The 26,976-nt window shown below is 56.4% G+C and carries 24 protein-coding genes and 1 riboswitch; of the genes, 10 read left to right on the top strand and 14 right to left on the bottom strand.

What is annotated here, in order from left to right; genetic code table 11:
• From B3Z17_RS14720 to B3Z17_RS14700, 5 genes are read right to left on the bottom strand one after another with little or no spacing between them, the layout of a single operon-like run.
• Positions 1–612: a trimeric intracellular cation channel family protein gene (locus tag B3Z17_RS14720; protein WP_286830548.1), complete on the bottom strand. Its 612-nt coding sequence runs from the start codon at positions 610–612 to the stop codon at positions 1–3.
• A 37-nt stretch (positions 613–649) separates the two neighbouring features.
• Positions 650–2,107 (bottom strand): cobyric acid synthase, encoded by a 1,458-nt coding sequence (locus tag B3Z17_RS14715; RefSeq protein WP_286830547.1) that lies wholly within the window; start codon positions 2,105–2,107, stop codon positions 650–652.
• A 3-nt stretch (positions 2,108–2,110) separates the two neighbouring features.
• The gene (locus tag B3Z17_RS14710) at positions 2,111–2,887 is read right to left on the bottom strand and encodes an ABC transporter ATP-binding protein (protein ID WP_286830546.1); all 777 of its coding nucleotides are present in this window, start codon (positions 2,885–2,887) and stop codon (positions 2,111–2,113) included.
• Positions 2,884–3,843 (bottom strand): FecCD family ABC transporter permease, encoded by a 960-nt coding sequence (locus tag B3Z17_RS14705; RefSeq protein WP_349680333.1) that lies wholly within the window; start codon positions 3,841–3,843, stop codon positions 2,884–2,886. Before B3Z17_RS14705 ends, B3Z17_RS14710 begins: the two co-directional genes overlap by 4 nt.
• A gap of 44 nt (positions 3,844–3,887) precedes the next feature.
• A complete protein-coding gene (locus B3Z17_RS14700; RefSeq protein WP_286830544.1) occupies positions 3,888–4,742 on the bottom strand; it encodes an ABC transporter substrate-binding protein in 855 nt (284 codons plus the stop codon).
• 165 nt (positions 4,743–4,907) lie between these two features.
• Positions 4,908–5,129: riboswitch (cobalamin riboswitch) on the bottom strand.
• A 176-nt stretch (positions 5,130–5,305) separates the two neighbouring features.
• Between B3Z17_RS14700 and B3Z17_RS14695 the strand changes: the two genes are divergently transcribed.
• Both B3Z17_RS14695 and B3Z17_RS14690 read left to right on the top strand, forming a co-directional pair.
• Positions 5,306–7,096, top strand: a complete 1,791-nt coding sequence (locus B3Z17_RS14695; RefSeq protein ID WP_068302577.1) for a methyl-accepting chemotaxis protein — start codon at positions 5,306–5,308, stop codon at positions 7,094–7,096.
• 2 nt (positions 7,097–7,098) lie between these two features.
• Complete coding sequence (locus B3Z17_RS14690; protein ID WP_286830543.1) at positions 7,099–7,860, top strand: outer membrane protein OmpK; 762 nt, start codon at positions 7,099–7,101, stop codon at positions 7,858–7,860.
• Here the strand turns inward: B3Z17_RS14690 and B3Z17_RS14685 are convergent.
• Positions 7,857–8,810 (bottom strand): homocysteine S-methyltransferase family protein, encoded by a 954-nt coding sequence (locus B3Z17_RS14685; RefSeq protein ID WP_286830542.1) that lies wholly within the window; start codon positions 8,808–8,810, stop codon positions 7,857–7,859. The two genes, B3Z17_RS14690 and B3Z17_RS14685, sit on opposite strands and share 4 nt — an antisense overlap.
• A 160-nt stretch (positions 8,811–8,970) precedes the next feature.
• Between B3Z17_RS14685 and B3Z17_RS14680 the strand changes: the two genes are divergently transcribed.
• The gene (locus B3Z17_RS14680; RefSeq protein ID WP_286830540.1) at positions 8,971–9,585 is read left to right on the top strand and encodes a TetR/AcrR family transcriptional regulator; all 615 of its coding nucleotides are present in this window, start codon (positions 8,971–8,973) and stop codon (positions 9,583–9,585) included.
• On the opposite strand, the gene B3Z17_RS14675 is transcribed toward B3Z17_RS14680, so the two are convergent.
• A complete protein-coding gene (locus B3Z17_RS14675; protein WP_286830539.1) occupies positions 9,582–10,055 on the bottom strand; it encodes an Lrp/AsnC family transcriptional regulator in 474 nt (157 codons plus the stop codon). The genes B3Z17_RS14680 and B3Z17_RS14675 overlap by 4 nt on opposite strands.
• 179 nt (positions 10,056–10,234) lie before the next feature.
• Between B3Z17_RS14675 and B3Z17_RS14670 the strand changes: the two genes are divergently transcribed.
• Positions 10,235–10,516, top strand: coding sequence for a hypothetical protein (locus B3Z17_RS14670; RefSeq protein ID WP_139167517.1), 282 nt, complete (start codon positions 10,235–10,237; stop codon positions 10,514–10,516).
• Between the two features lie 65 nt (positions 10,517–10,581).
• Here the strand turns inward: B3Z17_RS14670 and B3Z17_RS14665 are convergent, their stop codons facing one another.
• Both B3Z17_RS14665 and B3Z17_RS14660 read right to left on the bottom strand, forming a co-directional pair.
• On the bottom strand, positions 10,582–13,659 hold the full coding sequence (locus B3Z17_RS14665) for an autotransporter domain-containing protein (protein ID WP_286830537.1): 3,078 nt from the start codon (positions 13,657–13,659) through the stop codon (positions 10,582–10,584).
• Positions 13,660–13,906: 247 nt separating this feature from the next.
• Entirely contained in the window at positions 13,907–15,064 is a 1,158-nt protein-coding gene (locus B3Z17_RS14660; protein WP_286830535.1) for an acyltransferase family protein, read from the bottom strand.
• A 240-nt stretch (positions 15,065–15,304) separates the two neighbouring features.
• Between B3Z17_RS14660 and B3Z17_RS14655 the strand changes: the two genes are divergently transcribed.
• Positions 15,305–16,156 carry a LytR/AlgR family response regulator transcription factor gene (locus B3Z17_RS14655; RefSeq protein WP_286830631.1) on the top strand — a complete coding sequence of 284 codons (852 nt, stop codon included), beginning with the start codon at positions 15,305–15,307 and terminating at the stop codon, positions 16,154–16,156.
• A gap of 18 nt (positions 16,157–16,174) precedes the next feature.
• Here the strand turns inward: B3Z17_RS14655 and B3Z17_RS14650 are convergent, their stop codons facing one another.
• A complete protein-coding gene (locus B3Z17_RS14650; RefSeq protein ID WP_286830533.1) occupies positions 16,175–16,651 on the bottom strand; it encodes a S26 family signal peptidase in 477 nt (158 codons plus the stop codon).
• Positions 16,652–16,765: 114 nt separating this feature from the next.
• Between B3Z17_RS14650 and B3Z17_RS14645 the strand changes: the two genes are divergently transcribed.
• On the top strand, positions 16,766–17,299 hold the full coding sequence (locus B3Z17_RS14645) for a hypothetical protein (RefSeq protein ID WP_286830532.1): 534 nt from the start codon (positions 16,766–16,768) through the stop codon (positions 17,297–17,299).
• An 8-nt stretch (positions 17,300–17,307) separates the two neighbouring features.
• Here the strand turns inward: B3Z17_RS14645 and B3Z17_RS14640 are convergent, their stop codons facing one another.
• Positions 17,308–17,727: a heavy metal-responsive transcriptional regulator gene (locus tag B3Z17_RS14640; RefSeq protein WP_068302545.1), complete on the bottom strand. Its 420-nt coding sequence runs from the start codon at positions 17,725–17,727 to the stop codon at positions 17,308–17,310.
• A 364-nt stretch (positions 17,728–18,091) separates the two neighbouring features.
• On the opposite strand from B3Z17_RS14640, the gene B3Z17_RS14635 reads away from it, so the two are divergent.
• Positions 18,092–19,129 (top strand): GlxA family transcriptional regulator, encoded by a 1,038-nt coding sequence (locus B3Z17_RS14635; protein WP_286830531.1) that lies wholly within the window; start codon positions 18,092–18,094, stop codon positions 19,127–19,129.
• Here B3Z17_RS14635 and B3Z17_RS14630 read toward each other — a convergent pair.
• Positions 19,126–19,905 (bottom strand): sterol desaturase family protein, encoded by a 780-nt coding sequence (locus B3Z17_RS14630; protein ID WP_286830530.1) that lies wholly within the window; start codon positions 19,903–19,905, stop codon positions 19,126–19,128. The two genes, B3Z17_RS14635 and B3Z17_RS14630, sit on opposite strands and share 4 nt — an antisense overlap.
• 451 nt (positions 19,906–20,356) lie before the next feature.
• On the opposite strand from B3Z17_RS14630, the gene B3Z17_RS14625 reads away from it, so the two are divergent.
• The 3 genes from B3Z17_RS14625 to B3Z17_RS14615 are packed head-to-tail and all read left to right on the top strand — an operon-like array spanning position 20,357 to position 24,971.
• Positions 20,357–22,288 carry a serine protease gene (locus B3Z17_RS14625; RefSeq protein WP_068302536.1) on the top strand — a complete coding sequence of 644 codons (1,932 nt, stop codon included), beginning with the start codon at positions 20,357–20,359 and terminating at the stop codon, positions 22,286–22,288.
• A gap of 12 nt (positions 22,289–22,300) precedes the next feature.
• Positions 22,301–23,494, top strand: a complete 1,194-nt coding sequence (locus tag B3Z17_RS14620; RefSeq protein ID WP_286830529.1) for a DUF444 family protein — start codon at positions 22,301–22,303, stop codon at positions 23,492–23,494.
• Positions 23,484–24,971 (top strand): SpoVR family protein, encoded by a 1,488-nt coding sequence (locus tag B3Z17_RS14615; protein WP_286830528.1) that lies wholly within the window; start codon positions 23,484–23,486, stop codon positions 24,969–24,971. The genes B3Z17_RS14620 and B3Z17_RS14615 overlap by 11 nt, the downstream gene beginning before the upstream one ends.
• Before the next feature lie 4 nt (positions 24,972–24,975).
• On the opposite strand, the gene B3Z17_RS14610 is transcribed toward B3Z17_RS14615, so the two are convergent.
• Complete coding sequence (locus tag B3Z17_RS14610; RefSeq protein WP_286830527.1) at positions 24,976–25,953, bottom strand: hypothetical protein; 978 nt, start codon at positions 25,951–25,953, stop codon at positions 24,976–24,978.
• A gap of 170 nt (positions 25,954–26,123) precedes the next feature.
• Complete coding sequence (locus tag B3Z17_RS14605; RefSeq protein WP_286830526.1) at positions 26,124–26,957, bottom strand: substrate-binding periplasmic protein; 834 nt, start codon at positions 26,955–26,957, stop codon at positions 26,124–26,126.
• Positions 26,958–26,976 lie beyond the last annotated feature (19 nt).

The raw sequence follows: 26,976 nt of genomic DNA, 5'->3' as shown, positions 1-26,976 counted from the left end.
CTAGTGCAGTGCCTGCGGCAAGGTCCAGCCCTTGACGATGCCGCCGGCGCGCATCAGGAATGCGCCAAGCATGGCAAGCCACAGGGCAATTGGCCCGGAAACGCCGATATAAACAAGAAGGCAAAAAGCTCCGGCACCGAAGAAAGCCGCCGTGGCATAGATTTCGCCTCTTTTCATCACAAACGGAATTTCATTGCAGATCACGTCGCGGATGATTCCGCCGGCAACGCCCGTCACCACGCCCATCATAGTGGCCACAAGCATGCTGCCCGAGACGTCTAGCGCTTTCTCGGCGCCAACGACGCAAAAGAGCGACAGGCCAATGGCATCAGCCCACGCCAGCCACGTCAGGCGCTTGCCGTCCAGATAGCGCGCACCGAGGAAAGTAACGAAAGCAGCGCCAAGCGCGATCCAGATGGTTTGGGTGCCTTCAATCCAGAACACCGGCTGATCCAGCATCAGGTCACGCAGCGTGCCTCCGCCAACTGCAGGCATCAGCGCCAAAACAATAATACCAAAAAGGTCCATGCCGTTCCGGATGGCGGCCAGCGCGCCTGAGACCGCAAACACAAAGATGCCCGCGATATCAAAGATCGTCAGTAGATTTTCCATAACCGTGCCCCTTGGCTACCCATGGCAGTGTGCCCGTCTATCTGCTTGCCGCATAAAGGGCGTCAAGATCAAGGTGCTTTTCAAGGGCCTCAGCCAAATCATCAAGCGCCCGGTCCACCCGGTGGTGATGATCTTCCATCATGCCATTCGCCAGCCCAAGGCGGACAAGGAAGGCATTTCGGAAGGCCGCCTTGTCAAAAAGCCCGTGTACATATGTCCCCATCACACGACCTTGTTGAGACACTGCACCCAGCCTTTCCCCTCCAGAAAGAATGAAGGCACGGTCGAGTGCGGGGCCTGACGTGCGGCCTGTGTGGATTTCATATCCGGTCACCTCAGCCCCCAGGTCCGGGGCATGGCCGGCCACATCACGCACTTCCTTGGCGGGGCACAAGACCGTTTCCACGTCCAGCAGGCCAAGGCCGGCTTCTTCATCAGGCGCGCCTTCAATACCTTCAGGGTCAGACACCTTCTGCCCCAGCATCTGATAGCCACCGCAAATACCCAGAACATGCCCGCCTGTGCGTACATGGGCTATGATATCGGTGTCCCACCCTTCGACTTTCAGGAAGCGAAGGTCAGCTATGGTGGCCTTCGTGCCCGGCAGCACGATGAGGTCGGCATCACGCGGCAGGGGCGTACCCGGCCGCACGAACACCACCTCGACATTCGGCTCAGCCCGAAGGGGGTCAAGGTCATCAAAATTGGCGATGCGCGATAGCATCGGCACCACGATGCGCAAACCGCCTTCGCGTTTTTCGCTCGCGCTCTCGAGCACCACCGCATCTTCGGCCGGCAGGTCGCGCACACAGCGCAAGAAAGGCACCACGCCAAAGTTCTGCCACTGGGTTACATCTGTGATGGTCTCTAGTCCGCCATCAAACAAGCGCACATCACCCCGAAACTGGTTGATGATCACCCCTTTGATCAGCGCGCGCTCCTCAGGCGGCAACAGCGCATGCGTACCGACAATGGCTGCGATCACCCCGCCCCGGTTGATATCGCCAACCAGTGCCACCGGCGTTTGAGTGGGAAGTGCAAACCCCATGTTGGCGATGTCAGTGGCGCGCAGGTTCACCTCTGCCGGGCTGCCCGCGCCTTCCACCAGCACGAGGTCGGCTTCCGCCTTCATGCGGTCAAAGCTTTCGACCACACGAGCAAACAGTTCCTGTTTCCGTTCCTGGTAGGTTCGTGCCTCGGCCCGGCCGTACACTTGCCCCTGCAGCACAATCTGGGCGCCCGTGTCGCTTTCCGGCTTCAGCAGAACCGGGTTCATATGAACACTGGGGTCAACGCAGGATGCCTGTGCCTGCAGCCACTGGGCACGACCGATCTCGCCGCCTTCTTTGGCGACCGCCGCATTATTGGACATATTCTGGGGTTTGAAGGGCCTGACCGTCAGGCCACGATGGTGGAACGCGCGACATAGCCCCGCCACCAACACGGACTTCCCAACGTCAGAGCCCGTGCCCTGCAGCATGAGGGACCGCGCCAAGGCCTATCCCCCAGCCACATGCGGCGCGAGGAACTGCTCACCGCCCTCAGACCAGCGAGCCACCTTCACCTTGAAAGCGGTTTCCAAATGGGCGTCTGTCAGCACATCCGCTGGCGTACCAGACGCCAGTACGCCACCCTCATGCAGCAGCACAAGGCGGTCACAGTAGCGTAGCGCGAAACTGAGGTCATGCAGCACCAGCAGCACGCCGGCACCACAAGCCGCCTGCCCGCGCATGATGTCCATCACCTGAAGCTGATGCAGCGGATCCAGCGACGCCGTGGGCTCATCCGCCAGCATGAAGGGTGCTCCAACCGCCATGGTGCGCGCGAGCAGCACCCGGGACCGTTCACCCCCCGAAAGGGTTGTGGCCAACCGGTTGCGAAGGTGCCAGCAGTCTGTTTCTTCCATCACGCTCCGGATGACAGCCTGATCCTCCTCTCTCACTTCCTGCCAGGGTGTCAGGTGCGGTGTACGCCCAAGCCCCACCAGTCGCTCGACCGTCAGCGGCCAGTGAACCGGCGCGCCCTGCGGCACATAAGAAAGCTTCTTGGCTCGCTCGCGGGGCGCGAGGGCCGCCACGTCCTGATCACCGATGCGGATGTCGCCCGCTTCGGGCTCAACAATGCCAAGCACAGCTTTCAGCGCTGTACTTTTACCAGCGCCGTTCGCGCCAATCAGCCCAACCACCTGGCCGGGCTCAACGTTGAAAGACACATCGCGCAAGATAGCGTTGCCACCCAGCGTGACGGCCAGGTTTTGAATTTCCAGCCCGTTCATCGCATGCTCTCCCGCGTCTTGAACACGATATAGAGGAATACCGGTGCGCCAATGATGGCCATCACCACGCCCAGGCGCAGCTGACCGTGACCGATCGGCAGGCGGGTCAGGATATCGGCAAGCATCATCAGGATCGCGCCCAGGAACGCGCTCGGCAGCAGCAGGCGGCGCGGCTCATAACCAATCATGGCCCGTACCATATGGGGCACCACTAGGCCGACAAAACCCACGGCGCCACAAACTGACACGGTCGCCCCCACAGACAGGGCTGTCCCCAGCACCACGCGCCAGCGCAGGCGTTTAAGGTCAATCCCCAACGTCTGGGCGGCCTCTTCACCAAGGCTCAGAGCGTTCAGGCCCTGCCCCACACCCAGCATTGCAAGCCATCCCGCTACGATGAAAGGCCCTGCCAATGTGAGGTCGTCAAACGTCCTGTTTTCAAGCGACCCCAGCATCCACATCACCATTTCCTGCACCGTCACCGGGTTTGAGGTAAAATTCATCACCAGCGCAATGGCGGCAGTGGCCAAGCTTGAAATCCCAATACCAGCCAGGATCAGCGTCAGCACGCTGGCATCACGCGAGGCCAATAGCATCAGGATCGCGGTCGAAACAAACGCACCTGCCATGGCCATGACTGGAATGGCGAGAGACGACATCGCCGCCAGCCCCATATAAATGGCAATAACTGCCCCCAAGCTGGCACTGGCCGACACGCCTATCACACCCGGATCAGCCAGCGGGTTGCGAAGAAGCCCCTGAAGGGCAGCACCGGAATAGCCTAGCGACGCACCGGCGAGAATAGCCAGCAGCACCCTAGGCAAACGCAGTTCGCGCACGATGATGGCCTCCGGGCTGTCGGGCGGACCAAATACAGCCGCCGCCACCTGCGCAACATCGAGGTCCACCTGGCCAAACATGCCTGACATCAGCGCCACGATCAGGATAACCCCCATCAGCGACACGTTCAGCAGCCAGCCGTTTTGTTGCAGCTTCCTGATCACTCTTGTTTCTCCCCGGTCGCCGCGGCGGCAACCCTATTTGGCATCAATTCACGACGTTTGATTTCCGAGCGGATATATTCGGCAGCATCCACCGTAAAGGCACCGCCGCAGGACATCATGCCGCTTGGCACCATGATCGACGGCACGTCTTTCACCAGATCGCGGAACACTGTGTGGCGCCCGCTGCTCCAATTGGAAATATGAACAGCCCCTTCCTCGAAAAAGCTGCCAACCACCAGGTCAGGCGGCATCATGACCAGCTGTTCGAGGGGCAAAGGCCCCCAACCGTTCAGGCCAAGGTCCTCGGCAATTGGGTCAAGTCCGGCCAGTCGGATCATATCGTCTACCGAACTTCCCTTCCCTGCCGTGAAGCCGCTGGGAGTCATATAGACCGTCTTCATGGGAATAGGGGCAGCCTGCTTTAGCGCTTGGTACCGGGCCATATAGTCCGCCATGAAGGCCTTGCCCTCTGCCTCGTGCCCCAAAAGCGTGGCAACAGCCCCAAAATTCTTCAGGTTGGCCTCGAAGTTGAAGGCATAAGGCGGCTGGTAAGAGGTAATGCCGACGCGTTCAAATTTGGCATCCATAGACAGGCTCCCCCGGTAGCTGCGCACAAGGATATCCGGCCGCAGCATCAGAACCTCTTCGGCGCCCCCCCTGAGTGCATGGAGACCTTGGGCCCGCCGGAGGTAAAAAGAATTCGGGCTGGTGGCATCCCCCGACACAGCGACGATATCCTGCCGGTCAGCGAAGGCCAGGACATATTGGTCGGCGCAGAAATCAAGCCCAGCCACGGTGGGCGCTGCACCTGCGCGCGCAGCAATGCCTGCCACAACAACAGCAGCTGTCAAAAAGTGTTTCAATTGCAGGCTTGAGGGCATGCCCGCTCCCATCATTCTTGGTTTCACAAAACCACTGAACGGGAGCTTGCCTTAAAAGACAGGGACAATCTCCGCGCATTTCAGCGGGATTGTCGCCATTGCGGGAGAACCGCTCTGATCAGCTAGCCCGGCTGACAGATGGGCGACGCGGTGGCAGGTCTCCTGGCTTTTGGATCATCCGCCGTTTCACCCTTCCCAGACCAAACTTAGCGGTCCAGTGGGCCTTGTTGAAACGCGTCCCCAATCACAGTTGCGGGTACAGCCACGGCATACAGTTGACGAGGTCAACGTCCGTGTTCCCTCTTAGCTGCCCAACGCCTTTGGCGCCGGGCCAGCACCACCTGATCCCGCTATACTGCATGGTTCGCGCCCCGGCAAGGCGCTTATTGCCAGTTGGCAAGACCGCTAACGCAACTTTAACCCTGCTTTGGGACAATGATGTCGGATTTCGAATCCCGCCATTCGGGCCGGCAGATGGCCCCAGTTCCTTTGTTTCGGTCTAATGCGCCACGGCGCCTTCCTGGAGCTCTTCGATGAGACGATTCTTTGATGCTTTTCTGCGGGACTATTCCCTGACAATGAAACTTGCTCTCGGCCAAGGTGCGCTGGTAGCGCTTTTGCTGTTATTTGTGATCGGCAACTTGATCCAGGTGCAAGGGGTGCAGTCGACCACCAAGCTGGCAGCGAACCGCTATGCATCCACCGCCATGCTGCGGCAGGTACAATATGACGTCACCGATATGCTGGCGCTAACACGCGGGACCGTCCTGACGCAAAATGACTATCTGGTGGGCCTGTTCGAGGACCGGTCCAAACAGTTTGACCGGGACATCACAACCTTGATCAACCTGTATCGTGAATATGAAGAAGAAAATGGTGACGGCCTGCGGATCGCAAGGGAACTGAAGGCGAATACCGAAACCCTGAAGACGATGTTCCGCCGCCAGATAGACCTGGCAATGCAGGGCGGCGAAGACGCCCGCCTGCAAGCCCGACAGTTGGAGATCGACGGCACTAGTTGGCCGCCCCTCGAAAAGGTTCTGTACAGCATCAACGAACTGGTTGAATTACAGCAAGGGCAACAACAGTCCATCGTAGACGAAATGCTGAGCGCCTTCAGCTTCCAGACATGGACCCTAATTGTCACGGGCGCGCTTGGTGTGCTGTTGGCTGTTGTGATTGCCCGCGGCGTTGGCCATTCAATCGCGGCACCTGTGAATGACATCACCGGCACCATGCTGACGCTGGCGGAGAACAAGCTGGATATCGATATTCCGCACACCGGCCGCCAGGACGAGATCGGCGACATGGGTCGCGCGATGGAGTTCTTCCGAGATGAGATGAAGAAGGTCGAGCAGTTGGCGGAAGAACGGGAAGCCGCCCAGAAAGCCGAGATGGAAGCGGCAGAGGAGCGCGCAACACTGGAACGGGAAAAACATGCCCGTGATACTGAGGAAGCACGCCAGCGCGAAGAGCATGCCGCCCGCATCGAAGCGCTGATCGCCGCCTTCGACCGGTCCATTTCCGAAGCAATTGAGAATCTGAACGCCAACGCCCTCGAGATGCGCTCAACCGCCACTACCATGGTCGATGTGGCCGACCAGACGCGCGGGCAGGCAACATCCGTGTCATCCGCGTCGCACGAGATGCAGAACAACGTATCCACCATGGCGTCTGCGATTGAAGAATTCTCGGCCTCCATCAGGGAGGTCGCAAGCCAGATCCAGGCCGCAAGCCAGATGTCCGCTGACGCCGTCAAGGTGGCTGGCACCGGCAGCGAAGCGATTGATACCCTGTCTGTCGCCAGCGCCAAGATCGAAGATGTGGTGAAACTGATCAATGACATCGCCGAGCAGACAAACCTCCTCGCCCTGAACGCCACCATTGAGGCCGCTCGCGCGGGCGACGCCGGCAAGGGCTTCGCCGTGGTGGCGTCAGAAGTGAAGTCCCTTGCCAACCAGACCGCCAAAGCCACAGAGGACATCACTGCCCAGATCAGTGAAATGCAGGGCTTGACCGGCGAAGCCGTGAGCGCCATGCAAGCGATCGACGAGACCATCAGCAAACTCAACCAGGTCACGCTGGCCATCTCAAGCGCCGTAGAGGAACAGGAAGCCGCCACGTCTGAAATCAGCCGCAGCGTTCAGTTCGCGTCCGAGCAAACCGACAAGGTCGCAAGTGAAATCGGCCAGGTGACAGAAGGGGCCAACCAGACTGGTGAAGCATCCAACAGCGTGATGGCGGTCGCCGAACGGCTGGACGAGCTGTCCGGCACTATAGGCGACGATGTGAAGCGCTTCCTCACCGACGTGCGGGAGGCGTAGGTATGGCTGTCGTGCGCCCTTTGGTACTTGCAACTCTCCTTACCGGCACTCCGGCAGTTGCAGAAGATTCCAGCCCGCTCATCTGGATGGACAATAGCATTACCGCTCTGACTGGCACAGGTTTCGAGGTGCCGGGGAACAATATTTCCACCCTGACATTTGAGCACGTCAGTGCCTGGAACTGGGGCGATGTGTTCGGCTTTTTCGACTATCTGGATTATCACGACAATGCCTTCACCGGCAGCAGTTGGTACGGTGAAATTTCGCCACGCCTGAGCCTTGGTAAAGTCGCTGGGCTCAAATTTTCAGAAGATGGCTTGATCCGCGATGTGCTGATCGCAACCACCTGGGAACGCGGAAAGGATGGCGTTGAAGGCCTGCTGATTGGCGGTGCCGTTGACCTGAACCTGCCAGGCTTCACCTTTTTCAACGTCCATGCCTACGCCCGCAAGGACACCGGCCTTGGTGCCGGGTTTGACGACATGCAATGGACGATTGCGTGGTCACGCCCTTTCAAAGTGGGTGAACAGGCGTTCGTCATCGATGGCTTCATGGACTATGTAGTGGGCTGGGGCCCACAGGAAACAGCCCTCCATCTGGTGCCACAGATCAAATGGGACCTGGGCGCCACATGGGGCGAACCGGGCAAAATATGGCTTGGTACCGAGATCGACATCTGGAAGAACCAGTTCGGCATCAAAGACACTGCGGCCTTCGATACCGATCAGGTGGCGATCAACGCCATATTGAAAATCCACTTCTAGGCAGCTTGACCAAGCGGCACACAAGCCTTTGCAATACTGTGGATGTGACGGTGGTCAGTGCCACAGCACCCACCCAGCACAACAATCTGCGGATGGGCTTGTAGAAGCGCGCGATATTGCTGCCCCAGTTCTTCCGGATTGCCGTCATCCAGATCTTCTGCCTCGTCCAGTTCCGCATGGCTGCACCGGGACGCATTGGCCCGCATACCGCCAATCCGGTCCATCCAGGCTGCCCCGCTTTCCAGCACGTGATCAAAATGCTCAGGATGGGCGCAGTTGATCATATAGTATGCCGGATACCCGCCCGTCGCCGCATCGACTACGGCCACCGCCGACTTGAGGCTGTCACCACTTGGCAGGCGGCCGTCTGTCTCCACAGTGAAGGATATGGCAACCGGGATTCCGGCCGTCTTTGCAGCCAGCGCAACACCCGTCGCTTCCGGAATATTGGTCATGGTGATGGCGCCAATCATATCCGCTCTGGCCTCCTTGAAGGCGATGGCCTGTGCTTGATGATAGGCATGGGCTTCCTCAGCAGTCATGGCATCTCCGGCCACATAGCCGTCACCACGCGGCCCGATGCAACCACTGACCAGAACAGGGATATCGCCTCGGGCCTTCAGGCTATCCCGCACACTCTGCATCAGTTCGATCGATGCCCTGTTCGCGGCCGCCAGTTCGTCCGGCGCGTAGCCCAGCTTATCGCCCCAGTCGGCGCTTGCCCGCCAGGTTGGTCCTTCCATCAGAAAGCCCATTCCTTGGGCAAGCGCGATCTCGCCGTGGCGCATGTAATAGGCCTTGAGCGATGCACGCCCGTCTTCGGTCTTCAAAAGGTCAAACGCCGCAAAATAAGGCAATTCCTGGCCTTCGTGGAAGATCAGGGTGGTTTCGAGCCCACTGTCGGTCAGGTAAAGCGGACCGCCGACCTTGGGTAAAAAGGTTGTTGTCATGATGGTATCCTCGCGTTTTTCTTGGTCTCCCTGGGCAGCCGAAGCCGCCCAGTCGCGGCCACTATCTCTATTTGGCAATGGGCCTTCTAGTGTACTTGTGGTACAGTAGAGCCAAGCCATTGATATATATAACATTTGACAAGCCTTAGTGGGGGCTGCGATGCACCAGAAACAGTCAAAACGGGACCTGATCCTGGAGCTTGCCGAACAATCCGTGCTTCAAAAAGGCTTTGCTGCCACCAGCATAGACGAGTTGATCGTCGCCGCAGGCATCACCAAAAGCGGCTTCTTCTATCATTTCAAGGATAAGGCCGACCTGGCCAAGCATTTGTTCCTGCGGTATGTCGAGCAAGACGACCGCATTTTTGCCGACCTGTTCAACGAGGCTGACGCCTGCTGCACAGATCCATTGGACAGCCTCCTGCTGATGCTGAAACTGCTTGCAGACATGCTCTCAGACATGCCGTCATTGCATCCCGGCTGCATGGTTGCGTCCTACTGCTACCAGCACCAGCTGTTCAACAGTGAAATACGCGACCTAAATGCCGAAGGCGTCCTGCGCTGGCGCAAGCTGTTCCTGGATCGCCTGGAACAGATCGCCCGAAAACACCCGCCTACCGGGGACGTTGACATGGAAGCCGTTGCCGACATGGTCATGGCATCCGTTGAGGGCGGCATTATTCTGTCCCGATCGCTGGACACCAAAGACTTGCTTCCTCGGCAGGTCCTTTTATGCCGCGATTATATCAAGCGTGTGTTCAGGCCAAATGGCTAACCCGCCACCACCTGTAGCTTGGTGGTATTTTTCACGGCCGTCAGGGCGATGGAGCTGTTGATTTCGCGCACACCGTCAATCTGCGACAGGTGATTCCAGAAAAATTCCTCATAGGCCTGCACATCACGAACCCGCACCTTCAGAATGAAGTCAATGTCACCCATCAGGGTGTGGCATTCGATCACTTCCGGGAAGCCGCGCACCTTTTCCATAAAGTCCGGCAGCACGTCACGGCTGTGGGCATGCATCTTGACCTGCGCGAACACAAGCACGCCGAGCCCGGCCTTTTCCGCATCCAGAAGCACCGTGTGCCCTGAGATCACGCCCGCCTCTTCCATCTTCTGGATACGCCGCCACACGGCAGAACGGCTGGAGGCAACCTTGTCGGCCAGATCCACCAGCGGGATTCGGGCGTCTTCCTGCAGCAAATTCAGGATACGTGCATCAAGATCATCTATTTTGTCGGCCATTATTTCGATATACCGCTATTTAATGAGATAATTTCTCACTTTATATGCCATATCCGCGACAATAGGAACCTTTTCTCGCATGCGTCAGGGTAAAGTGTTCATACCTTAGACAGAAAGCCGCACCCCAGAAGGGCCTGAGCAAACGGGCGGGGTCGGCATTTTTTATGGAGACCCAAGTCATGGTTTTGCGAGGCAACACCCGAACCCGATTTTCCGTCATGGCGGATTATGACCCAAACACCTTGTCCCGCGTGTTGGAACTTTTCTCGATCCGCGGTCAGGATTGCGACAGCGTTTCTGCACGGAAAACGGAAGAAGGCTTTCAGTGGATCGAGCTTGATTGTTCGGACGTGGATGACCATTCCGCCAGCGTGCTTCTCAACAAGGTACGTCAGATTATCACGGTGAAAAGCGCACGGATTGAAACACTCGTGCTGCGGGCAGCCAAACTAGCGGCATAAGATTATGGATACACCGATTATGTAGCGGCGCGGCCCAATGGCTGCGCCGCTTCTCGTTTCGCCTCTTAGAAGCGCATCTGGAAATTGAACCCGGCATAATGGGACTTCCAGTCATCGCGCTTTTCACGCGAATATCTGAGGCTAGCGGTACCGAAGCCCGAAAAGATATTCAACGCCCCACCGATAACCACTGACTTGTCTGCCATTGGGTCGTTAGCCAGTTCGAACCAGTCTTCCCCACTTTCAAAACGCGCTGCGGTGACGAACGTATCGTTTCCGCTCAAGGCCTTCCTGTATGTGCCGAAGACCTCAGGCCGGATAATGACTGCATTCTCACCCTTGCCGCTCCAACGGAAATCGTAGCCCACTGATACCCGGCCAATTCCGTCCAGGCGTGAATAACTTCGGCTTTCCACCACCAGGTTGGCACCATCGCCACCCGTTTCCGTATATCCGCCCTCGCGAACATGCATATAGCTTGCGCCCACATGCGGCCGCACATGCAGCCCCCCGAGCTTAAGGTCATATCCAATACCGGCATCCAGCGCTGCCGTGTAGCCACTTGAACTGCTGTCCACTGACTTATCGATGGTGGCGAAAGAGAGCTCTCGACTACGGTCCACATCGTTATACCAAATGGATGCTGACGTCGTGGCATAGGCAGCCCCCGCCTTGGCGATCAGGTAGGTATTCAGATAAGGTGAAAAAATGGATACGTCATCGCCGATGTTGCTTTCACGCTCCGTACCCTGCAACATGAAGCCGCCACCGAAGCCCCACAGGACATTTTGGCCAATCGCCTTGTCGTACCCCAGAAGGATACCGGCGCCGATATAGTCCACGCCTTGCTCGCTGACGGATCCAGTCATGTCGCCAACACCAACGACTTCACGGGCCCAGAAACCACCTTCAAGACGCTTCTTGGCATTGACCTCAATCAGGCGGTCGCTAAGCCCGCCCTCAAGCTGCTGGAGGCCGCTGTAGGCCATCTGCAGGCTGGCGCCGGTGGTATCCGGCATCATGGCCTGCATGGCATCTTCCACTTCATCGGCATCCTCTAGCTGTACCAAGGCACTCCCCAAATCATCTTCCGGATCAAGTGCCTTAAAGAGATTGCCATAAAGCGTTGCACGGTTACCGGTGAAAGCAAGTTCATCTGCCGTCTTGGGACGGACAGTCAGCTCGATTTCTGTCCCGTCGTCAGACAAACCAAGCGTACCGTGCATAAGGAAAGCACCTCCATCGTTTACCAGGTCACCTTCCAGCGTCAGATCACCTGCGTCGATCACCGTATATGTCTGTTCCTCGGTCACAAACGTGCTGAAGCGTGTGGTAATTGAAACGTCGTCGCTGATGGCCACAGCGCCCGTCGCATTCAGCTGCCCGGCACTGCCTTCAATAGGGTCAACGGTGATGGACAGCGTCGCACCGTCACTCAGCGTGGCGGAGGTCACGTCCAGCACGTCATCCGCCCCTAGCATCAGATCGGCGCCTGAAAGATAGAAATCAAGCGACCCTTCATGGCTGATACTGCCTGAGAAATCAGCGTTTCCAGACATGGAAAAGCTATTTTGCCCGGCGCCAAATGCAATATCTCCGTCCAGGCTGCCATCCGTCAGAACGACGTTATCATCACCGCTCCCGAGCCAGATATCGCCTTGGATCGTGCCACTGTTACTAATTTCAACGCCACTTGTGTTGGCTCGCAAATCAAACGCAACCGTTTCTCCTGAGCTGTTGGTGCCGCGCACAACAAAGATGGCACCCGAGTTGTCAATCTGTGTCAGCGTGCCGGATTGGTCGCGCACGCCGAAACCGTCGCCGGTTTCACCTGCAGCGGACACCACAATGGTCTCTTCATTCTGGAGCGCTTCCAGAAGGGCATTCTCGTCCACATCCACACCGATGGCATCACCGCCAACGCTGTAGGTTTCGTTGCCATCATCATTGTAGGTCACGCCGGTCGTGGCTTCGATCGTGCCTCGGTTATAAAGCATTGGCACCTCGGCGCCGTCACCCAGATGCAACGCGACAGCCGTGGCATCAAGCGCACTGACATCGATCGAGCCGTCGTCGATGTGGATACCACGCTTGATGATGGACTTGGCCTCGTTACCGCCCAGAATGCGCATACCCACGGCATCAAGGCCGGCACTTTGCCCGTTCACGGTGATAAAACCGCGATGGACCAAACCGTAGTCCAGACCGGAGATCTGCCCGAGGCGCAAATCAGTGCCGTCTGCCTTCAGGTTTTCAATCAACACAGCCGGGGCACCACCATATGTGGTGATGGCCGATGTCGGGATCACCTCGTCTGAATCATCATTGAAGTCCGCGCCCTCACCATTCAGCATCAGGCCTCCGGTGATATCACTCCCCACATAAAGCCCTGCCCTGCCAGGAACTGCGTCAACAACTTCGCCATCGTCATCAGTGGTGGTCGGCTCACCAATAGACATCCCACCCTCATGCACAAACGCACCGTCAATAGTGCCCGTTTGCAGGATGCCGATGCTGTCCTTGTTGCGGGCAGTGATCGTTCCATCGATGGTCACGTCACCCGTGACGTCACCAATGATTTCAACACCGACAGACCCTTCACCGGTCATGGTGATGACAGCGTCGCTATATATTTCGCCTTCGAAGCCGGATTCGATCAGGATGCCCCGGGCACTGCCGCCCGTGACTGATATGGACGATTCTTCCGAAAGCGTCAGGTTGCCGTCAAACACGCCAGTCCCGAAAACACCCAAGCCAACGTTACTCGTAGCCGTATCTTCGTCCGTGGGGCCATCAATCACGAACGCCCCTTCGATGTCGATGTCTGAGGTCAGACGGAGATCATCGGTATAGACGCCTAGCGCGACAGCATTCGTCGCGTCATCTGACTGCAACGTTCCCTGCATCAATAGCGAATGATTGCCTGTAATGCTGACAGCTGTGCCACTTGAAACCGTGACAGATCCGTCTGCGGTGACGGTCAGTGTCCCGCTGCCGCCCATCAGCGTCGTGGTATCCACAGCCGTAGTGCGGTCGGTATCGATTTCTGCATCATCAGCAAAAACGGCTGGAGAAACCGTCGCTCCGACAAGGGTTAAGGCGCTAAAAATTGGGACATAATGAAATCTGTCAGAAAATAGCATTGGTCGCTCCGCTTGGAATGGTTCCCACGTGATACGGAGGCCGACAATATTTCCTTCGAATAAGGCAATGTTTGGCCCAGAGGCCTAGTTCTGACACTACCCGCCCCGGCTCATGCAAGCCTGGGCAGGTCCCCATATCTGTGCTGCGCGCATTGTGCGGGCACGACATGAACCCTGGCTGAATGACTGGATCGGAAAAGATTCAGAAAGAGGCGATCGGGCCGTGACCGCCCCTTTCAGAGATAGGCTATGTCTGCACCACCAGCGGATCGCTGACCGGACTGGCGCCTTTTGGTTTCAGGCCAAACAACGGCCTGAGAAAGCCAATACGGCGGATTACATACTCATGGAGCAGCACGCAGGCAGCCACGGTGCCAATCGTCACCACCAAAAACTCAGGCACTGCGCCAATCAGGTAAGGAGCCACCGCCACACCAACCAGAATGATAACTGTCTGGTGCAAAATATAATATGGGAACACCGCTTCTGTCAGGTAGCTAAGCGCGGTGCTGGGGCGGTTGAGAAACTGCTGAGCCGCACCGAAGAGCGCACAGATTACCCACCAGACATAAAATATCCTGAGGGTACGAGCGGCCTGCATCAGAGGCCCGTCCACATCAAGTTCCGTCCAGTTGGCCCAGGCCACGGTGAGCGTGATACCCGCTGCGACAACCAGGCCCAACGACAATTTCCATTGGCGCGCAATGCCGGCCCAGAAAGCGCCACTTTTGGCGACCAGCACACCGACAGCGAAATAGCTGAAATAGCGGATGTGAGCACCCCAGTCGCCCCGGATATCATGGGTTTCCGGCCAGGCAATATCTGACGTGAAACGGTACAGCACGAACAGAAGTGCAGGCACAACAAGTACAAGCGGCGTCTGAAGCAAATTCTTCAACGTTGCACCCGCACGAAACCGCCGCACAAGTGGCAACACAGGAAGGATCAGAAGCGTATAGATCAGTACATAAAGCACATACCAAAGGTGGTTATATGTGGGGGTGAATACCTCCCAGCGCTGATCAAGGTCCATATAATCCTTGTAAAATGCCCAGTAGCCCGGCTCGATTGCGCCAGCCCGCAGCAATTCGAAATAGGTTTGCGGCGCCACAATGACGAAGGCACCGAAGAAGAAGGGCACCGTCAGGCGCTTCACGCGCGCCCAGGCGAAAACACCCGCTGCGGCCTTATCAGCAGCGAACCGAACCGCCACACCGGAGATCAGGAACAATAGCGACAACCGCCATGGATTGAGCAGCATCATGGCTGGTTCCAGGAAATCGCTCTCATAAGGGCTTTTTACGTGCCAGCCCCAGGTCACATAATACATACCTACGTGATAAAAGATCAGCAGGCCAAAGGCGACGACCCGGAGCCAGTCCAGGTCATACCGCCTATTATTCATTGTATGTGTCATCATATCCTCGCGTCATCGTTTTTCTCGGGTAAGGACATACAATCATCAAGGTAACAGAGGCACCAGATAGCCAGACACGAATTGCTGCCTGGGAGGGACGAGCGGCGGATTGAAAATGACTTCCATGGGCCCAGCAGCCGCTGGCCAGGGACGAACGGCGGCACATCTGGGACAAGTGGCCAAGCTTTGCAGTTTCGCTGCAAAAGAGGCGGCGCTATAGTGACAGGCATGATCAGCTTATGGAAATTCTATCGCGCCTGCCTGCCCAGCCGAAACGAACGCTTTCTTTGGGGCGTGGTATCGGTGGTGACATTGGTTATCGTGGCCGTCAACGCGCTGTCCATTCTGACTGAAGCGGCGCGCCGGGGCGACAGCCTTGACGCGCGAACACCGTGGATTACTGAAGCCACCAGTGCGGTCTTTATCATTCTGCTATTTCCACTCGTCAGTTGGTTCGTGCGCCGTTTGACGCTCGACGCCGCTGGCATGAAGAAAGCGGTGATCGCACACTTGGGACTCAGCATAGCCTTTTCCGCTATCCATGTTGCCGGCATGGTGGGTCTGCGCAAGTTGATCTTCTGGGGATTTTTCGACAGCAACTATAGCTTCCTGGATGTCGTATGGCGCGATGCGCTCTATGAATACCGCAAGGATGTCGTGACCTACATCATGTTTGTGTCACTATTGTATCTGGTGCAGGCGTTGGTCCGACGTGAAGAAGCCCTGCAGGAAGACACACGTCAAACACCAGACAAGCGGCTGGCGTTCAAAAGCGGGAGCGAGCTCATCTGGATCAAGCCCTGTGACTTTCTTTATGCCAAGGCCGCCGGCAATTATGTGGAATTATACACCGCCAATGCCATGCACCTGGTGCGGCTCAGCATGACCGGGCTGGAACGCCAGCTTGCGGATGCCGGGGTCAACGTCATTCGCATACACAGGTCCTTCACGGTCAACGCTGAATGCATTCTTTCGGTCAAACCGAAGTCTGATGGTGACGCGGAAGTGCTACTGCAGGACGGCTCCAAGGTACCCGCCAGCCGCCGCTACCGGGCCCAATTGTCAGCCTTAGGTGGGTAGGATCAAAAGGCTTCACAGCTAGTGCCGTTCGCGGCCTTCTTCCTTCTCGACGATGCCTACAATGTGGTTAATGGAAATTGGCCCAACACGCCCACTGTCCAGGCTGCCAGGGTGCCCCAACAATAGATAATCGGTCAATTCGCCTTCAAATTTCTTCAGCTTGCGCATGAAATAACGGTTCAGGCGGTATGGCTTGTCAAAGGGTGTCAGCACCTGCTCATCGTTGACAAACACATAGCCCCGGTCGTCAACCAATAGTTTATCACCCGGCATTCCCCAGATTTGCTTGATGACCAGATTTTGGCTTTCGTCCGATGTGAAAATAACAAAATCCAACCGCCGCATGTCCCGGCATCCCGGCGGTAATGCAGTCACTTTCTGCCCTGGCATCAACTGGCCCTCAAGGGACGTGCCGTGAATTTCTTTCTCAACTGGGGTGCAGTCGGCAGGAGTGGCGTTCGCCAGCAAAAGGGTCAGTAGCGGAGATATCAGCAAATTGAGGTTCCTTCCTTGTAGGGCATCTTAACGGTTGCGCCGCAGATGAAAACCGCCAAAATCGGAACAAACAAAGGAAAGAAGACCATGCACCCTCTCAGGCTTGCCCTCTGTATGTTGATACTGCTAATTTCCAGCCATGTTTTGCATGCGCAGGAAGACGGCAGCTTCCCCATCCCGGACCCGCTTTTTGAAGCTGAAAGCCCAGGCCTTGCTCAGGTCCGCGCATGGTCGATGGATAAGTGGATGGCTGTCAGAAAAACCAATCACCCGCTGTATCATAATGCTCTAGGGCCAGCTCGGTTTCGCTCCTATGTCTATTTCTGCAGACGGCACGAACTGAATGTAAACATGCCCATCCTCAACGAAATGGCACTGAAGAACCTGAGTGAAATCATCGTCGCCCACTTTGAAGAAACCGAATGGTCCAAGTTTGGCGCGATGGACAAAGCCGACGTTCGGCGCTTCATTGGCGACCTTGGCCAGGATATCTATGCGTTTGAATATGCAACAGCTATTGCAGAAAGGCGCGAGGCTCAAGACCGTCTGGAGATGACCACTCAAGCTTACTGCGCCAGCATCTCCAAAGAGAACCAGGACAATTATATTGCGCTCAGGGCCACCGCGAAGCGTCAGTTGGGGCGCTAGCATCTGCCTCAGGCGCTGAGCCCGGATTTGCCGTACAGATAGTTGATAATACTGCATTCCGTCAGCGGGTGTTCATCTGCGGGGCAATAGTCAGAAAGGCGCTCAAGGCTTTTCTTCATCAACTTCAGCTTCCTCAGCTTCTCATTGATCTCGGCCAGTTTTGCCCGGGCCCGTGCATTCACACTGGCACAGTCAGCGTCAGGATCATCCGTGAGGGAGAATAACTCCTTGATCTCGTTCAGGGTAAAACCCAGCGCCTGCGCCTCCTTGATGAACCGCACGCGCTTTTGCGCGTCACCGCCATAGACACGGTACCCGGAGGGCATCCGGTCCGGTGGCGGCAAAAAGCCGCTGCGTTCATAATACCGAATTGTCTCCGCTCCCACGCCTGTGGATTTCGCCAGTTTTCCGATTGTCATGCCAGCCATGCCACACTCCTTATCCTTGAGTCGACATCATCATACACCTTAAAGCTTACTACAAGGTCAAGCATTAAGGTGCAGCCATACTTTGGGTGTTGATTTGCATAGTGTCACGACTGATCACGAGGGCTGACCAATCGGTGACGATTGTGGGGTAAGTGCGGGAGGAGCGTCACCCGGCACTTGTCAGGAAGACGTGCTCCGACTGGTCAGCCCTATCCTGCAGGGCAGGGCATGATTGAAGATGGACCGGAAATGCCTGACCAGTCCTTCATTCGCTCAATGCAGGCGCACCTTGTCAAAGCCAACTCAAACTGATAAGTGCTATAAATGACTATTGCGGTCTTTTTATGCCATTTCTGGAAACCTTATGCAGCCTGCAAAACCAAGAATCGACATCCTTGCCCTGCCCGAGACCACGGGATCAGTGCTGTATTGCCTATATGAAATCCTGGATTCGGCGGATAGTATGTGGACAACCCTGACCGGTGCAGACACTCACATCGAAGGCTTCGACGTGCGTATCGTCTCCCCCATCAAGGGTGTATTTACCTGCATCGGAAAAATCCCGATCATGCCCCAAGCTAGCCTTGAGGATTTGCCTTCAGGCAGCATTATTATCGCCCCCGATTTTCTTCTTGGGGATGACTTCCAGACCACAGAATTCTGGCAGGCCAGCGCCGAGTGGATTCGAGATCAGCACGCCCGTGGCAGCACCATCTGTTCGGTTTGTACCGGCGCCGCCCTTCTTGCAGAAACTGGTCTCCTGAATGACCGGGAGGCCACCACCCATTGGGCCGGGGCCGAACTGCTTCAGTCGGCCTATCCGGAAGTCAAATGGAAGCCTGACCTGATCTTCTCCTGCGCGGTAGATGACGAGAGTATCATTACGACCGGCGGGGCAGCATCCTGGATGGAACTATGCCTTTATTTGATCAAGCGCTTTTTCGGATATGACGCCGCAGCGCGAACCGCAAAGATTTACCTGCTGGGTGACAGAAGCGACGGTCAACTGCCTTTCACCGGTCCTTCCCCCCTGAAGGATCATGATGACGCCGTCATAAGGGAATGCCAGTCCTGGATCGCGGGCCACTATGATGCACCCCAGCCGGTTAGTCGCATGATCAAGAAATCCGGTTTGGCAGAACGCACCTTCAAACGCCGTTTCACAAGTGCCACGGGTATGAAACCCGTGGCCTATGTGCAAACCATCCGCGTGGAGGAAGCCAAACAGTTGCTGGAAACCACACACTTAAGCGTGGAGGAGATCAGCACGGCAGTTGGCTATGAAGACTCAGCCTTTTTCCGCCGCCTTTTCAAGCGGACGGCAGGAGTTTCACCAGCCAAGTACCGGCAAAAATACCAAGCCATCCGCAACCTTGGAAAGCCATTGGCCCATCTGGCCTAGGCCTGGCCCGCCGTCGCTTTCTTGCCTGCAGCTGACCCTGAGGGGCTAGGGCCCGCATAGCTTGAAGACACGTCGAACCCAGCAATCATCTTTGGAATTTCCAGGGAGGCCCCCTGATAGAAACCTGTCTCAGGAATGATCTCCCTCGGGTTCCTGAAGGTTCCAAACACCATGTCGATCAGCGGCACATCACAATAGTTATATTTGTGGACGCCCCGTTCGTGATGGACCGAATGGGCCTCCGGTCGCACGATGAAAAAGCCCAGCCAGTACGGTGTCTTGATGTTCATATGTTGCCACGCAGTCAGGAACAGGATTGCGAGGTTGACAATCAGACCCGCTTCCCCGCCGAGGCCCACAACACCTACAAGTGCAAGGCTGCCAAAGAAGGTAAAGCCCACCATGTCTTGGGGGCTGAAGTAGAAGGCGCCCCAAACGTCAAATCGCTCAGCAGAATGGTGCATCTGGTGGAAGGCGCGCCACAGGAAGTTCGAGTTATGCATGCTGCGGTGCCAGCAATAGCCGACCAGTTCGGCTGTGAAAAAGCCCGCCAACGCCTGCTGCCAGATCGGCAGGGATGTAAGATCAAAAAGCCGATAATTCGCGAGCACATCATCCCAAAGGAAGGGAGCATAGGTGCCAACAGCCAAATAAAGAATGAAACCAATTGCACCCCGCGTCCGCCAGAAGGGGGAGGCCGGATATTGCTGGCGTGGGTGGATCATCTCCCACACCGCAAGGAGGCCGAAGGTGCTCAGGATGATAAGTTCCAACATGATTTTCCTTTCGCTGTCGTGACTGAGAACAGCGGCACCATGCCGAATGGTACTCTGCGTGTTAAGTGCCCAAAATGTCAATTTCAGGCCATATATGCCAGACCGTCATTTTTCAGTTCACCCGACCCGATCACGGATTTTTGTCCTCCCTGCTGACTGGTTTTTCTCTGCCCAGGTGATCTGTTCATGAAAAATTAATCAGCACGGGCGCACCATGTGATATAGTTAACGCGTGGGCGGATCTGCCCGGCAATTTCATTATCTCCCCGCAGAAGCGGGACGCAAATCGAACTCATTTGTTAATTTTTTAGGGGATTCTTTCGGTCATGTCGCCACCAGCGCGGCAGGCGTTAGAAGCGAACGGGGCATCGCGCACCGATGATGAACACGCGTGTGCGTGATGAAGATGGAGACACAAGGAAACTGGACAGCAACGAGTGAGGACAAAGCAATGGTGAAGAAGGACAAGTCTTTTGCGGAACTGATTTCAACCGACCGTGAAAAGCGAGCCGAGGAAGAATGGTCAGGTACCTTCCTTGATTACCTTGAACTCTTGCGCGAGAATCCTCACTTGCCCATGCTGGCCCATAAGCGCGTCTATGAAGCGCTGATCGACAAGAACGACACCGTCCTCACAGCAGAAGACGACCCCCGCATCGGCCGCCTGTTCGGCGACGAAGGCGTCAAGGTCTACACCAAATTCAAGGATATCTTTTTCGGCATCGAACCGGTTGTGGACCGGATCGTGCGCTATTTCCATGCGGCCGCCCTGAAGGGCGAGGAAAGCCGTCAGGTCTTGTACCTGATGGGCCCTGTGGGTGCCGGGAAGTCAAGCCTTGTCGACCATGTCCATCACCTGTTCGAGACCGCAGCCCCGATGATGGCGATTGAGGGCTGCCCAATCCAGGAAGAACCCCTGCACCTGACGCCAAGGCACCTGAGGGAAGAATTCGAGAAGATGCTGGGCGTTCATGTCGAAGGCGACCTGTGCCCGGTGTGCCGCTACCGACTGAAGGAAGAGTTCGGCGGCGAGTATGAAAAGATGCGTGTCATTTCCGTGCGCCCGTCCAAGCGCGCGCGCCGCGCCATCGCTGTAGTGCCGCCGGTGGACCCCAACAACCAGGACACCAGCGTGCTGATCGGCTCCGAAGATATCTCGAAGCTCGACAAATATTCGGAAAGCGATCCACGCGTGCTCAACCTCGACGGCGCGTTTGACGCCGGCAACCGCGGCATCGTGGAATTTATCGAGGTGTTCAAGAACGAAACCGAATATCTCCACACCATGATCACCGCGACACAGGAGAAACAAGTTCCTGCCCCCGGCCGCCACGGCATGGTCTATGTGGACTGTGCGATCCTCGCGCACTCGAACGAGGCCGAATGGCGCAAGTTCAAGGCCGAGCACACGAACGAGGCGATCCTCGACCGGATCGTAGTGGTGAAGGTGCCTTATAACCTCCGCCTTTCAGAAGAAGTGAAGATTTACCAGAAGATCCTGGGCAAGTCCGGTTTCGACGGCCACATAGCTCCCCACACGCTGGAGACCGCGGCCATGTTCGCGATCCTGTCACGCCTTGAGCCGTCGAACAAATGCGATCGCATGACCAAGCTCCGCCTCTATAATGGCGATGAGGTGATCGAGAAGGGCCGCACCAAGAAAGTGGATATCGAAGAACTCAAGGGCGATGCGCAGGACGAGGGCCTTTCCGGCATCTCCACGCGCTTCATCGTCAAGGCACTTGATATTGCACTCTCTAAAAGCCCGGACGGCATCACACCAATTCATATCCGTGAAGCGCTGATTGACATGGTCAAGGAAAGCGAATTTGCCGACGACAAGAAGAAAGATCTCCTCGGCTTCCTGCAGGACACCATCCATAAGGAATATTTGTCGATCCTTGAGAAAGAAATCACCAAGGCGTTCGTGCATGCCTATGAAGAACAGGCCGAAACCCTGTTCCACAACTATCTCGACCATGCCGAAGCCTATGTGAACAAGTCCAAGGTCAAGGACCGCGACACCAAGGAAGAGCTCGAACCTGACGAGAATTTCCTGAAGTCCATCGAGGAACAGATCGCTATCGTCGGCAGCGCCTGCCAGGGCTTCCGCCAGGAAGTGATCGCCTTCCTGTGGTCCGCAACACGACGGAAAGAGAAGATCACATACACGTCCTATGCACCGCTCAAAGACGCGATTGAGAAACGCCTGACCTCAAGCGTGCGCGATATCAGCCGGATCGTGACGGCAAGCCGTACACGGGACGAGGACCAGCGCAACAAGTATGACAAGCTGGTCGAGGACCTCCTCGACCTTGGCTACACCCCCTATTCGGCAGATGTGATTCTCAAATATGCCGCCAACAATCTATGGAAGGACTGAGGCCATAAGCACATGAGCCAGCCAAAAGTCATATTCCGCGACTATCCGGCCCAGGAAGGGCTGCGATCCGACCGCTCTGCGGGGGACCGGGCCCGCCACCGACAGAAGGTCCGGAAGGCCATCCGCGAAAACATCGCCGACATCGTCGCCGAACAACCCATCATCGGTCGCTCCGGCGACACGATCATCAAAATTCCCGTCCGCGGCATCAAGGAATACCGCTTTGTTTACGGCAAGGGCAAAGGCACCGGCACGGGCGATGGCGATACCGAGGAAGGCCAGGTTGTCCAAAAGGCGGGCGAGAAGAAGCAAGGCGCCCAGCCAGGTGAAGGCGGCGACGATGAGGGCGAAGACTATTATGAAACCGAGATCATGCTGGATGAGCTCGTGGACATCATGTTCGAAGACCTTGAGCTGCCGGACATGGAGCGCCGCAAGATGCGCGAGACCCTATCCGAACGCACGTTGAGGCGCGCGGGCACCCAGCGCGCGGGCAACCCCGCCACACTCGACAAGAAAAAGACGCTCAAGACCCTGATCAAACGCCGGATCGCCGGCGGCACCATCGGATCGGAAGACCCGGCCAGCATGCGGCGCGAAGACTTGCGCTACCGTAGGCGCAAGCCCAAGACCCGCTTTGAAAGCAACGCCGCCATCATCTGCATCATGGACACCTCGGGCTCGATGGACACGATGAAGAAATATCTGGCGCGTAGCTTCTTCTTCCTGCTGTTCCAGTTCGTGCGCACCCGCTATCGGTCGGTCGAGGTGGCGTTTATCGCCCACCACACCCAGGCAAAGGAAGTGAGTGAGCATGAGTTTTTCCACAAGGGCGAAAGTGGCGGAACCAAGATCAGCTCGGGCTACCAGAAGGCGCTCGATATCATCAGCGAACGCTATCACCCGGACGTTTGGAACCTTTATGCCTTCCATGGCTCCGACGGTGACAATTTCACCGAAGACAATGAGACCATGCTCAAATGCGCCAAGGAGCTTTGCGATGTATGCAACCTGTTTGGCTATGGCGAAATACGCCCGTGGGGTTCGGGACTTGTGGATGTGTTCGAACGCAATCTGGATGCCGACAATTTCAAGGCCGTTAAAATCAACGAGAAAGACGATGTCTGGCCCGCGTTCCAGGCGCTGTTGAGCAAAGAAAAACTCCGCCATGCGCTAAGGGAAGAGGAGGATGCCGATGCCGGGTAACGAAGTCCCGTTCCGTCCCGACGAAACCGCTTGGACCATGGCGGACCTTCAGCGCTGGAACGAAAAGATCCTGCGCATCGTCGATGATATCGGCCTCAACTGCTTCACCCAGGAATTTGAGGTGTGCGACCACGAGCAGATGTTGGGCTATATGGCCTATCACGGCATGCCTGCCCACTATCCGCACTGGTCGTTCGGCAAAAGCTTCGAACGCCAGAAGACGCTCTATGACCTGCAGCTCAGTGGCCTGCCGTATGAGATGGTGATCAATTCGGACCCGTCGGTCGCTTACCTGATGCGCGGCAACAGCCTGTGCCTGCAGATCCTGACAATGGCGCATGTCTATGGCCACAACGACTTCTTCAAGAATAATTTCACCTTCCGCCACACCGACCCCACCAATGTGCTGAACCGGGTGAAGGTGCATGGCAACCGCATCCGCGACTATATGGCCGACCCGTCGATCGGCGTCGACAAGGTGGAACGCATCCTGGATGCCTGCCATGCCCTTAGCCTGCAGGTCACCAGGAACCCGTCCGTCAAGCGCCACACTCGCGCGCAGCAGGAAGCCAATATCACGGCCGAGTTTGCGCGCAATCGCAAGGGTCAGGACAGCGAAATCCACGACAAGGTACTCTCAGGTGTGCTCGACGAACCGCTTCTGGAGGATGAAGAAGACCTGCTGCTGCTGGTGCGCGATCGCGCCCCTGACCTCAGCGAATGGGAGCGCGATATCGTCAATATCGTGCGCGAAGACAGCCTCTATTTTCTGCCGCAGATCGAAACCAAAACCATCAACGAAGGCTGGGCCAGTTTCTGGCACCACCAGATCATGAATGCGCTCGACCTGCCGCACGGTATCCATATGGAATTCCTGGTACGCCACCACCAGGTGATCCGCCCGCACCCGGGCGGCATGAACCCCTATCATATCGGCTTCATGACCTGGCGGAAGATCGCCAAGGAACATCTGGGCATCGACGACAAGGATGACGATGGTGGCCCGCTGCCACTGACCACCGCCGACGCCGCGCATGTGCGCGAAGAGATGTTCAAGGTGCGGGAGGTGGACCGAGATGTCAGTTTCCTTAGGCGCTTCCTTGACGAGAAACTGATGCGCGAACTGGACCTGTTCGAGTATGGCCCCAACCGACAGGGTGATCTGGTGGTCAGCCATGTGTCAGACGACAGCGGCTGGAAGGACGTGAAGGCGACCTTACTCGCCAATATGGGCATGGGCGGTGTACCGGTGATCAAGGGTCACAAGATCGATGCCCGCGCGGGCGACCGGCTAACGCTGAAGCATGAAGTGGACGAAGTTGCGGGCGAAGTGCGCGAGCTTGAGCCCGACAATTGCCGCCACACGATGGAGCATATGTACGCCCTGTGGCGCCGGCCCGTGGAGCTGATGACCACAGTCGACGACAAGGAGGTGCTTTACCTTTGTGATGAAGATGGGTTCAGAATGCTGGATTGAGACATCAGTCCTGACGAATTTTCTCAAGCTGTTCAGCCTTGGCCAGCAAGCCATCAGCCCATCCCTCAATATTCTCGCACCGCGGTGTATCATCCATATTGAAAGCGTCGTTATACAACATCACTATGCCTTCATCGCGAGCAGACAGATATGCGGCCTCCAAAAGCGCATGTCGGGTGGCTGCAATGTCCACTCCTCTTTCATTGCGAAGCATGAGTAGTTCGCTGCCAACCTGGTTCATAATAATTGCATGATCCGCACGCGTAGCATCAATGATCATCGCCTGAAGCGCCACCACAGCCGCTTGCTTTTCCGGAATTTTGCACTCTAGCCCGCCCTTAATCACAAACTCTGCCATACCCTCGTCGATTAGATGCCAACGATTGTCGGGATATTCAGTAACGGCGTCCTTGAATTTCATCCATTCCTTCGTAAAGTTCAAAACCTTCGCATCAGCCAGTTGGGTTTCAGGGCTTTCTGCCTCACCAAGCTTCCACCAATCTGGGTCAGCATCTTCCAGCTGCTTCATAATACTGGCGTTAAGTCTTTCAAGTTCAGCAAGAATTTCGATGGAGTACCGATTTGGTGGAAATCCGGCGACCGTTAGCTTTCTCATAATCGGATCGCTCAGTATGTCCCTGATCTGCTTCAGCTCATTGAGTGTGAACTGCTGACGAAAATACTGCATTTCTATTTCCGCTACTGCTTTGGGTACCGCAGCCACATAGGCTTCCTGCCATTTATCGAGCAAATCATTTATCTTGGCATTGCTGGTCTGCTTTCCTTCCAACGCCAGTTCATACTTGAGAAACCCCGACATCAGCCCCCGATTGCCTGCCAAGTAGCTATCAAGCAGGACCATGGATGTAGTATTTGCACCAGATAAATACCTGATTTCCTCAACCAAACCCTCAAATTCATCAGCCTTTGCCAGCCCGCCGAAGCAAAGAAACAGGACCGAAACCAACATCAACTTCTTCATAATTCTCCCCCAAAAAAATCTTAAAGGACCATACGACAATCGTGAAGTTGACCGCAATGCGATATCAAATTGAAGTGGCAGAAGGCCCAGACAAGCATATACCCAGAGCCCCGGGCCCAAGCACTGCAGGGCACCCCAAAGAGCGGATGCGCCCAATGTAAGAACATGCTTTATCTTTGTGATGAAGATGGGTTCAGAATGCTGGATTGACCTGCTGCGTTGACCGCATTGTCGGCCTCGGTCCACCGGCTGATGATGGCGTCAAGCTCGCCATTTTGCTGGATCGTCTGGAATTCTTGCTGCAAAGCTGTCCTGACCGCATCCGGCAATCGTTTGGACATGCCGATATAGACCCCGCCCTCTGATCCCGGGATACGGAAATCATGGATGGCCAGGCCGTCAAATCCTTCGAGCTTCGCCATTTCGGGCTGCTGCATGATCGCTGCGGCCTCAAGATCATCATAGAAGAAACCAAGAACCCTGCCTGCCTTCGTCATCCTGGCGGCGGTTGCTTTCTCTGATACGAAAAACAGACTTCTGACAAACGCTTCATCGGCAAGGCGTCGGTCGAACGATTCCGAAAAGCTGGTAGCCGTGACATAGGCGATCCTGAGCTGGGTGTCTTCCACCGCCTGCTCAAGATCTTCATAGGAGCCAATTGGGATGCCCAGCTTTTCAGGACGACATAGAAGCGCAATGGCCGTGACCCGAACCGGGCCGATCCACTCCATGTCCTTCGACCGCTTCTTGGTCTTGGTCAGGTTCGGCACCAGATGAACAACACCCATTCGGAGGTCTTTATGGAGGCGGGGAAATTTCATGGAAACTGGATGGTACGTCAGGCCAGCTCCTTGGATAAGCCGCCGGATTACTTCCACATCCATGCCAACCCACTGTCCTGCCTCCTGAAAATAGGCAGGGAAGGAATTTTCGTCATAGCCGACAATGATGGTGCGGTCGTCGGTTGCCGCCCTACAGGCTTGAACAGGCAGTACTGACAGCATTAGGGCAGCAAGCCCCAAA

The organism is Kordiimonas sp. UBA4487, from assembly GCF_002389025.1.
Classification (GTDB): Bacteria; Pseudomonadota; Alphaproteobacteria; order Sphingomonadales; family Kordiimonadaceae; genus Kordiimonas; species Kordiimonas lacus.
The sequence above is the reverse complement of the archived record's forward strand: the minus strand, read 5'-3'. Positions and strand labels throughout refer to the sequence as shown.

Coding starts and splice junctions, on each gene's coding strand:
- B3Z17_RS14720 (WP_286830548.1), bottom strand. CDS start 612: ATGGAAAATCTACTGACGATCTTTGATATCGCGGGCATCTTTGTGTTT.
- B3Z17_RS14710 (WP_286830546.1), bottom strand. CDS start 2,887: ATGAACGGGCTGGAAATTCAAAACCTGGCCGTCACGCTGGGTGGCAAC.
- B3Z17_RS14705 (WP_349680333.1), bottom strand. CDS start 3,843: ATGGGGGTTATCCTGATCGTGGCGCTGATGTCAGGCATGTTTGGCCAG.
- B3Z17_RS14695 (WP_068302577.1), top strand. CDS start 5,306: ATGAGACGATTCTTTGATGCTTTTCTGCGGGACTATTCCCTGACAATG.
- B3Z17_RS14690 (WP_286830543.1), top strand. CDS start 7,099: ATGGCTGTCGTGCGCCCTTTGGTACTTGCAACTCTCCTTACCGGCACT.
- B3Z17_RS14685 (WP_286830542.1), bottom strand. CDS start 8,810: ATGACAACAACCTTTTTACCCAAGGTCGGCGGTCCGCTTTACCTGACC.
- B3Z17_RS14680 (WP_286830540.1), top strand. CDS start 8,971: ATGCACCAGAAACAGTCAAAACGGGACCTGATCCTGGAGCTTGCCGAA.
- B3Z17_RS14675 (WP_286830539.1), bottom strand. CDS start 10,055: ATGGCCGACAAAATAGATGATCTTGATGCACGTATCCTGAATTTGCTG.
- B3Z17_RS14670 (WP_139167517.1), top strand. CDS start 10,235: ATGGTTTTGCGAGGCAACACCCGAACCCGATTTTCCGTCATGGCGGAT.
- B3Z17_RS14665 (WP_286830537.1), bottom strand. CDS start 13,659: ATGCTATTTTCTGACAGATTTCATTATGTCCCAATTTTTAGCGCCTTA.
- B3Z17_RS14660 (WP_286830535.1), bottom strand. CDS start 15,064: ATGAATAATAGGCGGTATGACCTGGACTGGCTCCGGGTCGTCGCCTTT.
- B3Z17_RS14655 (WP_286830631.1), top strand. CDS start 15,305: ATGATCAGCTTATGGAAATTCTATCGCGCCTGCCTGCCCAGCCGAAAC.
- B3Z17_RS14645 (WP_286830532.1), top strand. CDS start 16,766: ATGTTGATACTGCTAATTTCCAGCCATGTTTTGCATGCGCAGGAAGAC.
- B3Z17_RS14640 (WP_068302545.1), bottom strand. CDS start 17,727: ATGGCTGGCATGACAATCGGAAAACTGGCGAAATCCACAGGCGTGGGA.
- B3Z17_RS14635 (WP_286830531.1), top strand. CDS start 18,092: ATGCAGCCTGCAAAACCAAGAATCGACATCCTTGCCCTGCCCGAGACC.
- B3Z17_RS14630 (WP_286830530.1), bottom strand. CDS start 19,905: ATGTTGGAACTTATCATCCTGAGCACCTTCGGCCTCCTTGCGGTGTGG.
- B3Z17_RS14625 (WP_068302536.1), top strand. CDS start 20,357: ATGGTGAAGAAGGACAAGTCTTTTGCGGAACTGATTTCAACCGACCGT.
- B3Z17_RS14620 (WP_286830529.1), top strand. CDS start 22,301: ATGAGCCAGCCAAAAGTCATATTCCGCGACTATCCGGCCCAGGAAGGG.
- B3Z17_RS14615 (WP_286830528.1), top strand. CDS start 23,484: ATGCCGGGTAACGAAGTCCCGTTCCGTCCCGACGAAACCGCTTGGACC.
- B3Z17_RS14610 (WP_286830527.1), bottom strand. CDS start 25,953: ATGAAGAAGTTGATGTTGGTTTCGGTCCTGTTTCTTTGCTTCGGCGGG.
- B3Z17_RS14605 (WP_286830526.1), bottom strand. CDS start 26,957: ATGCTGTCAGTACTGCCTGTTCAAGCCTGTAGGGCGGCAACCGACGAC.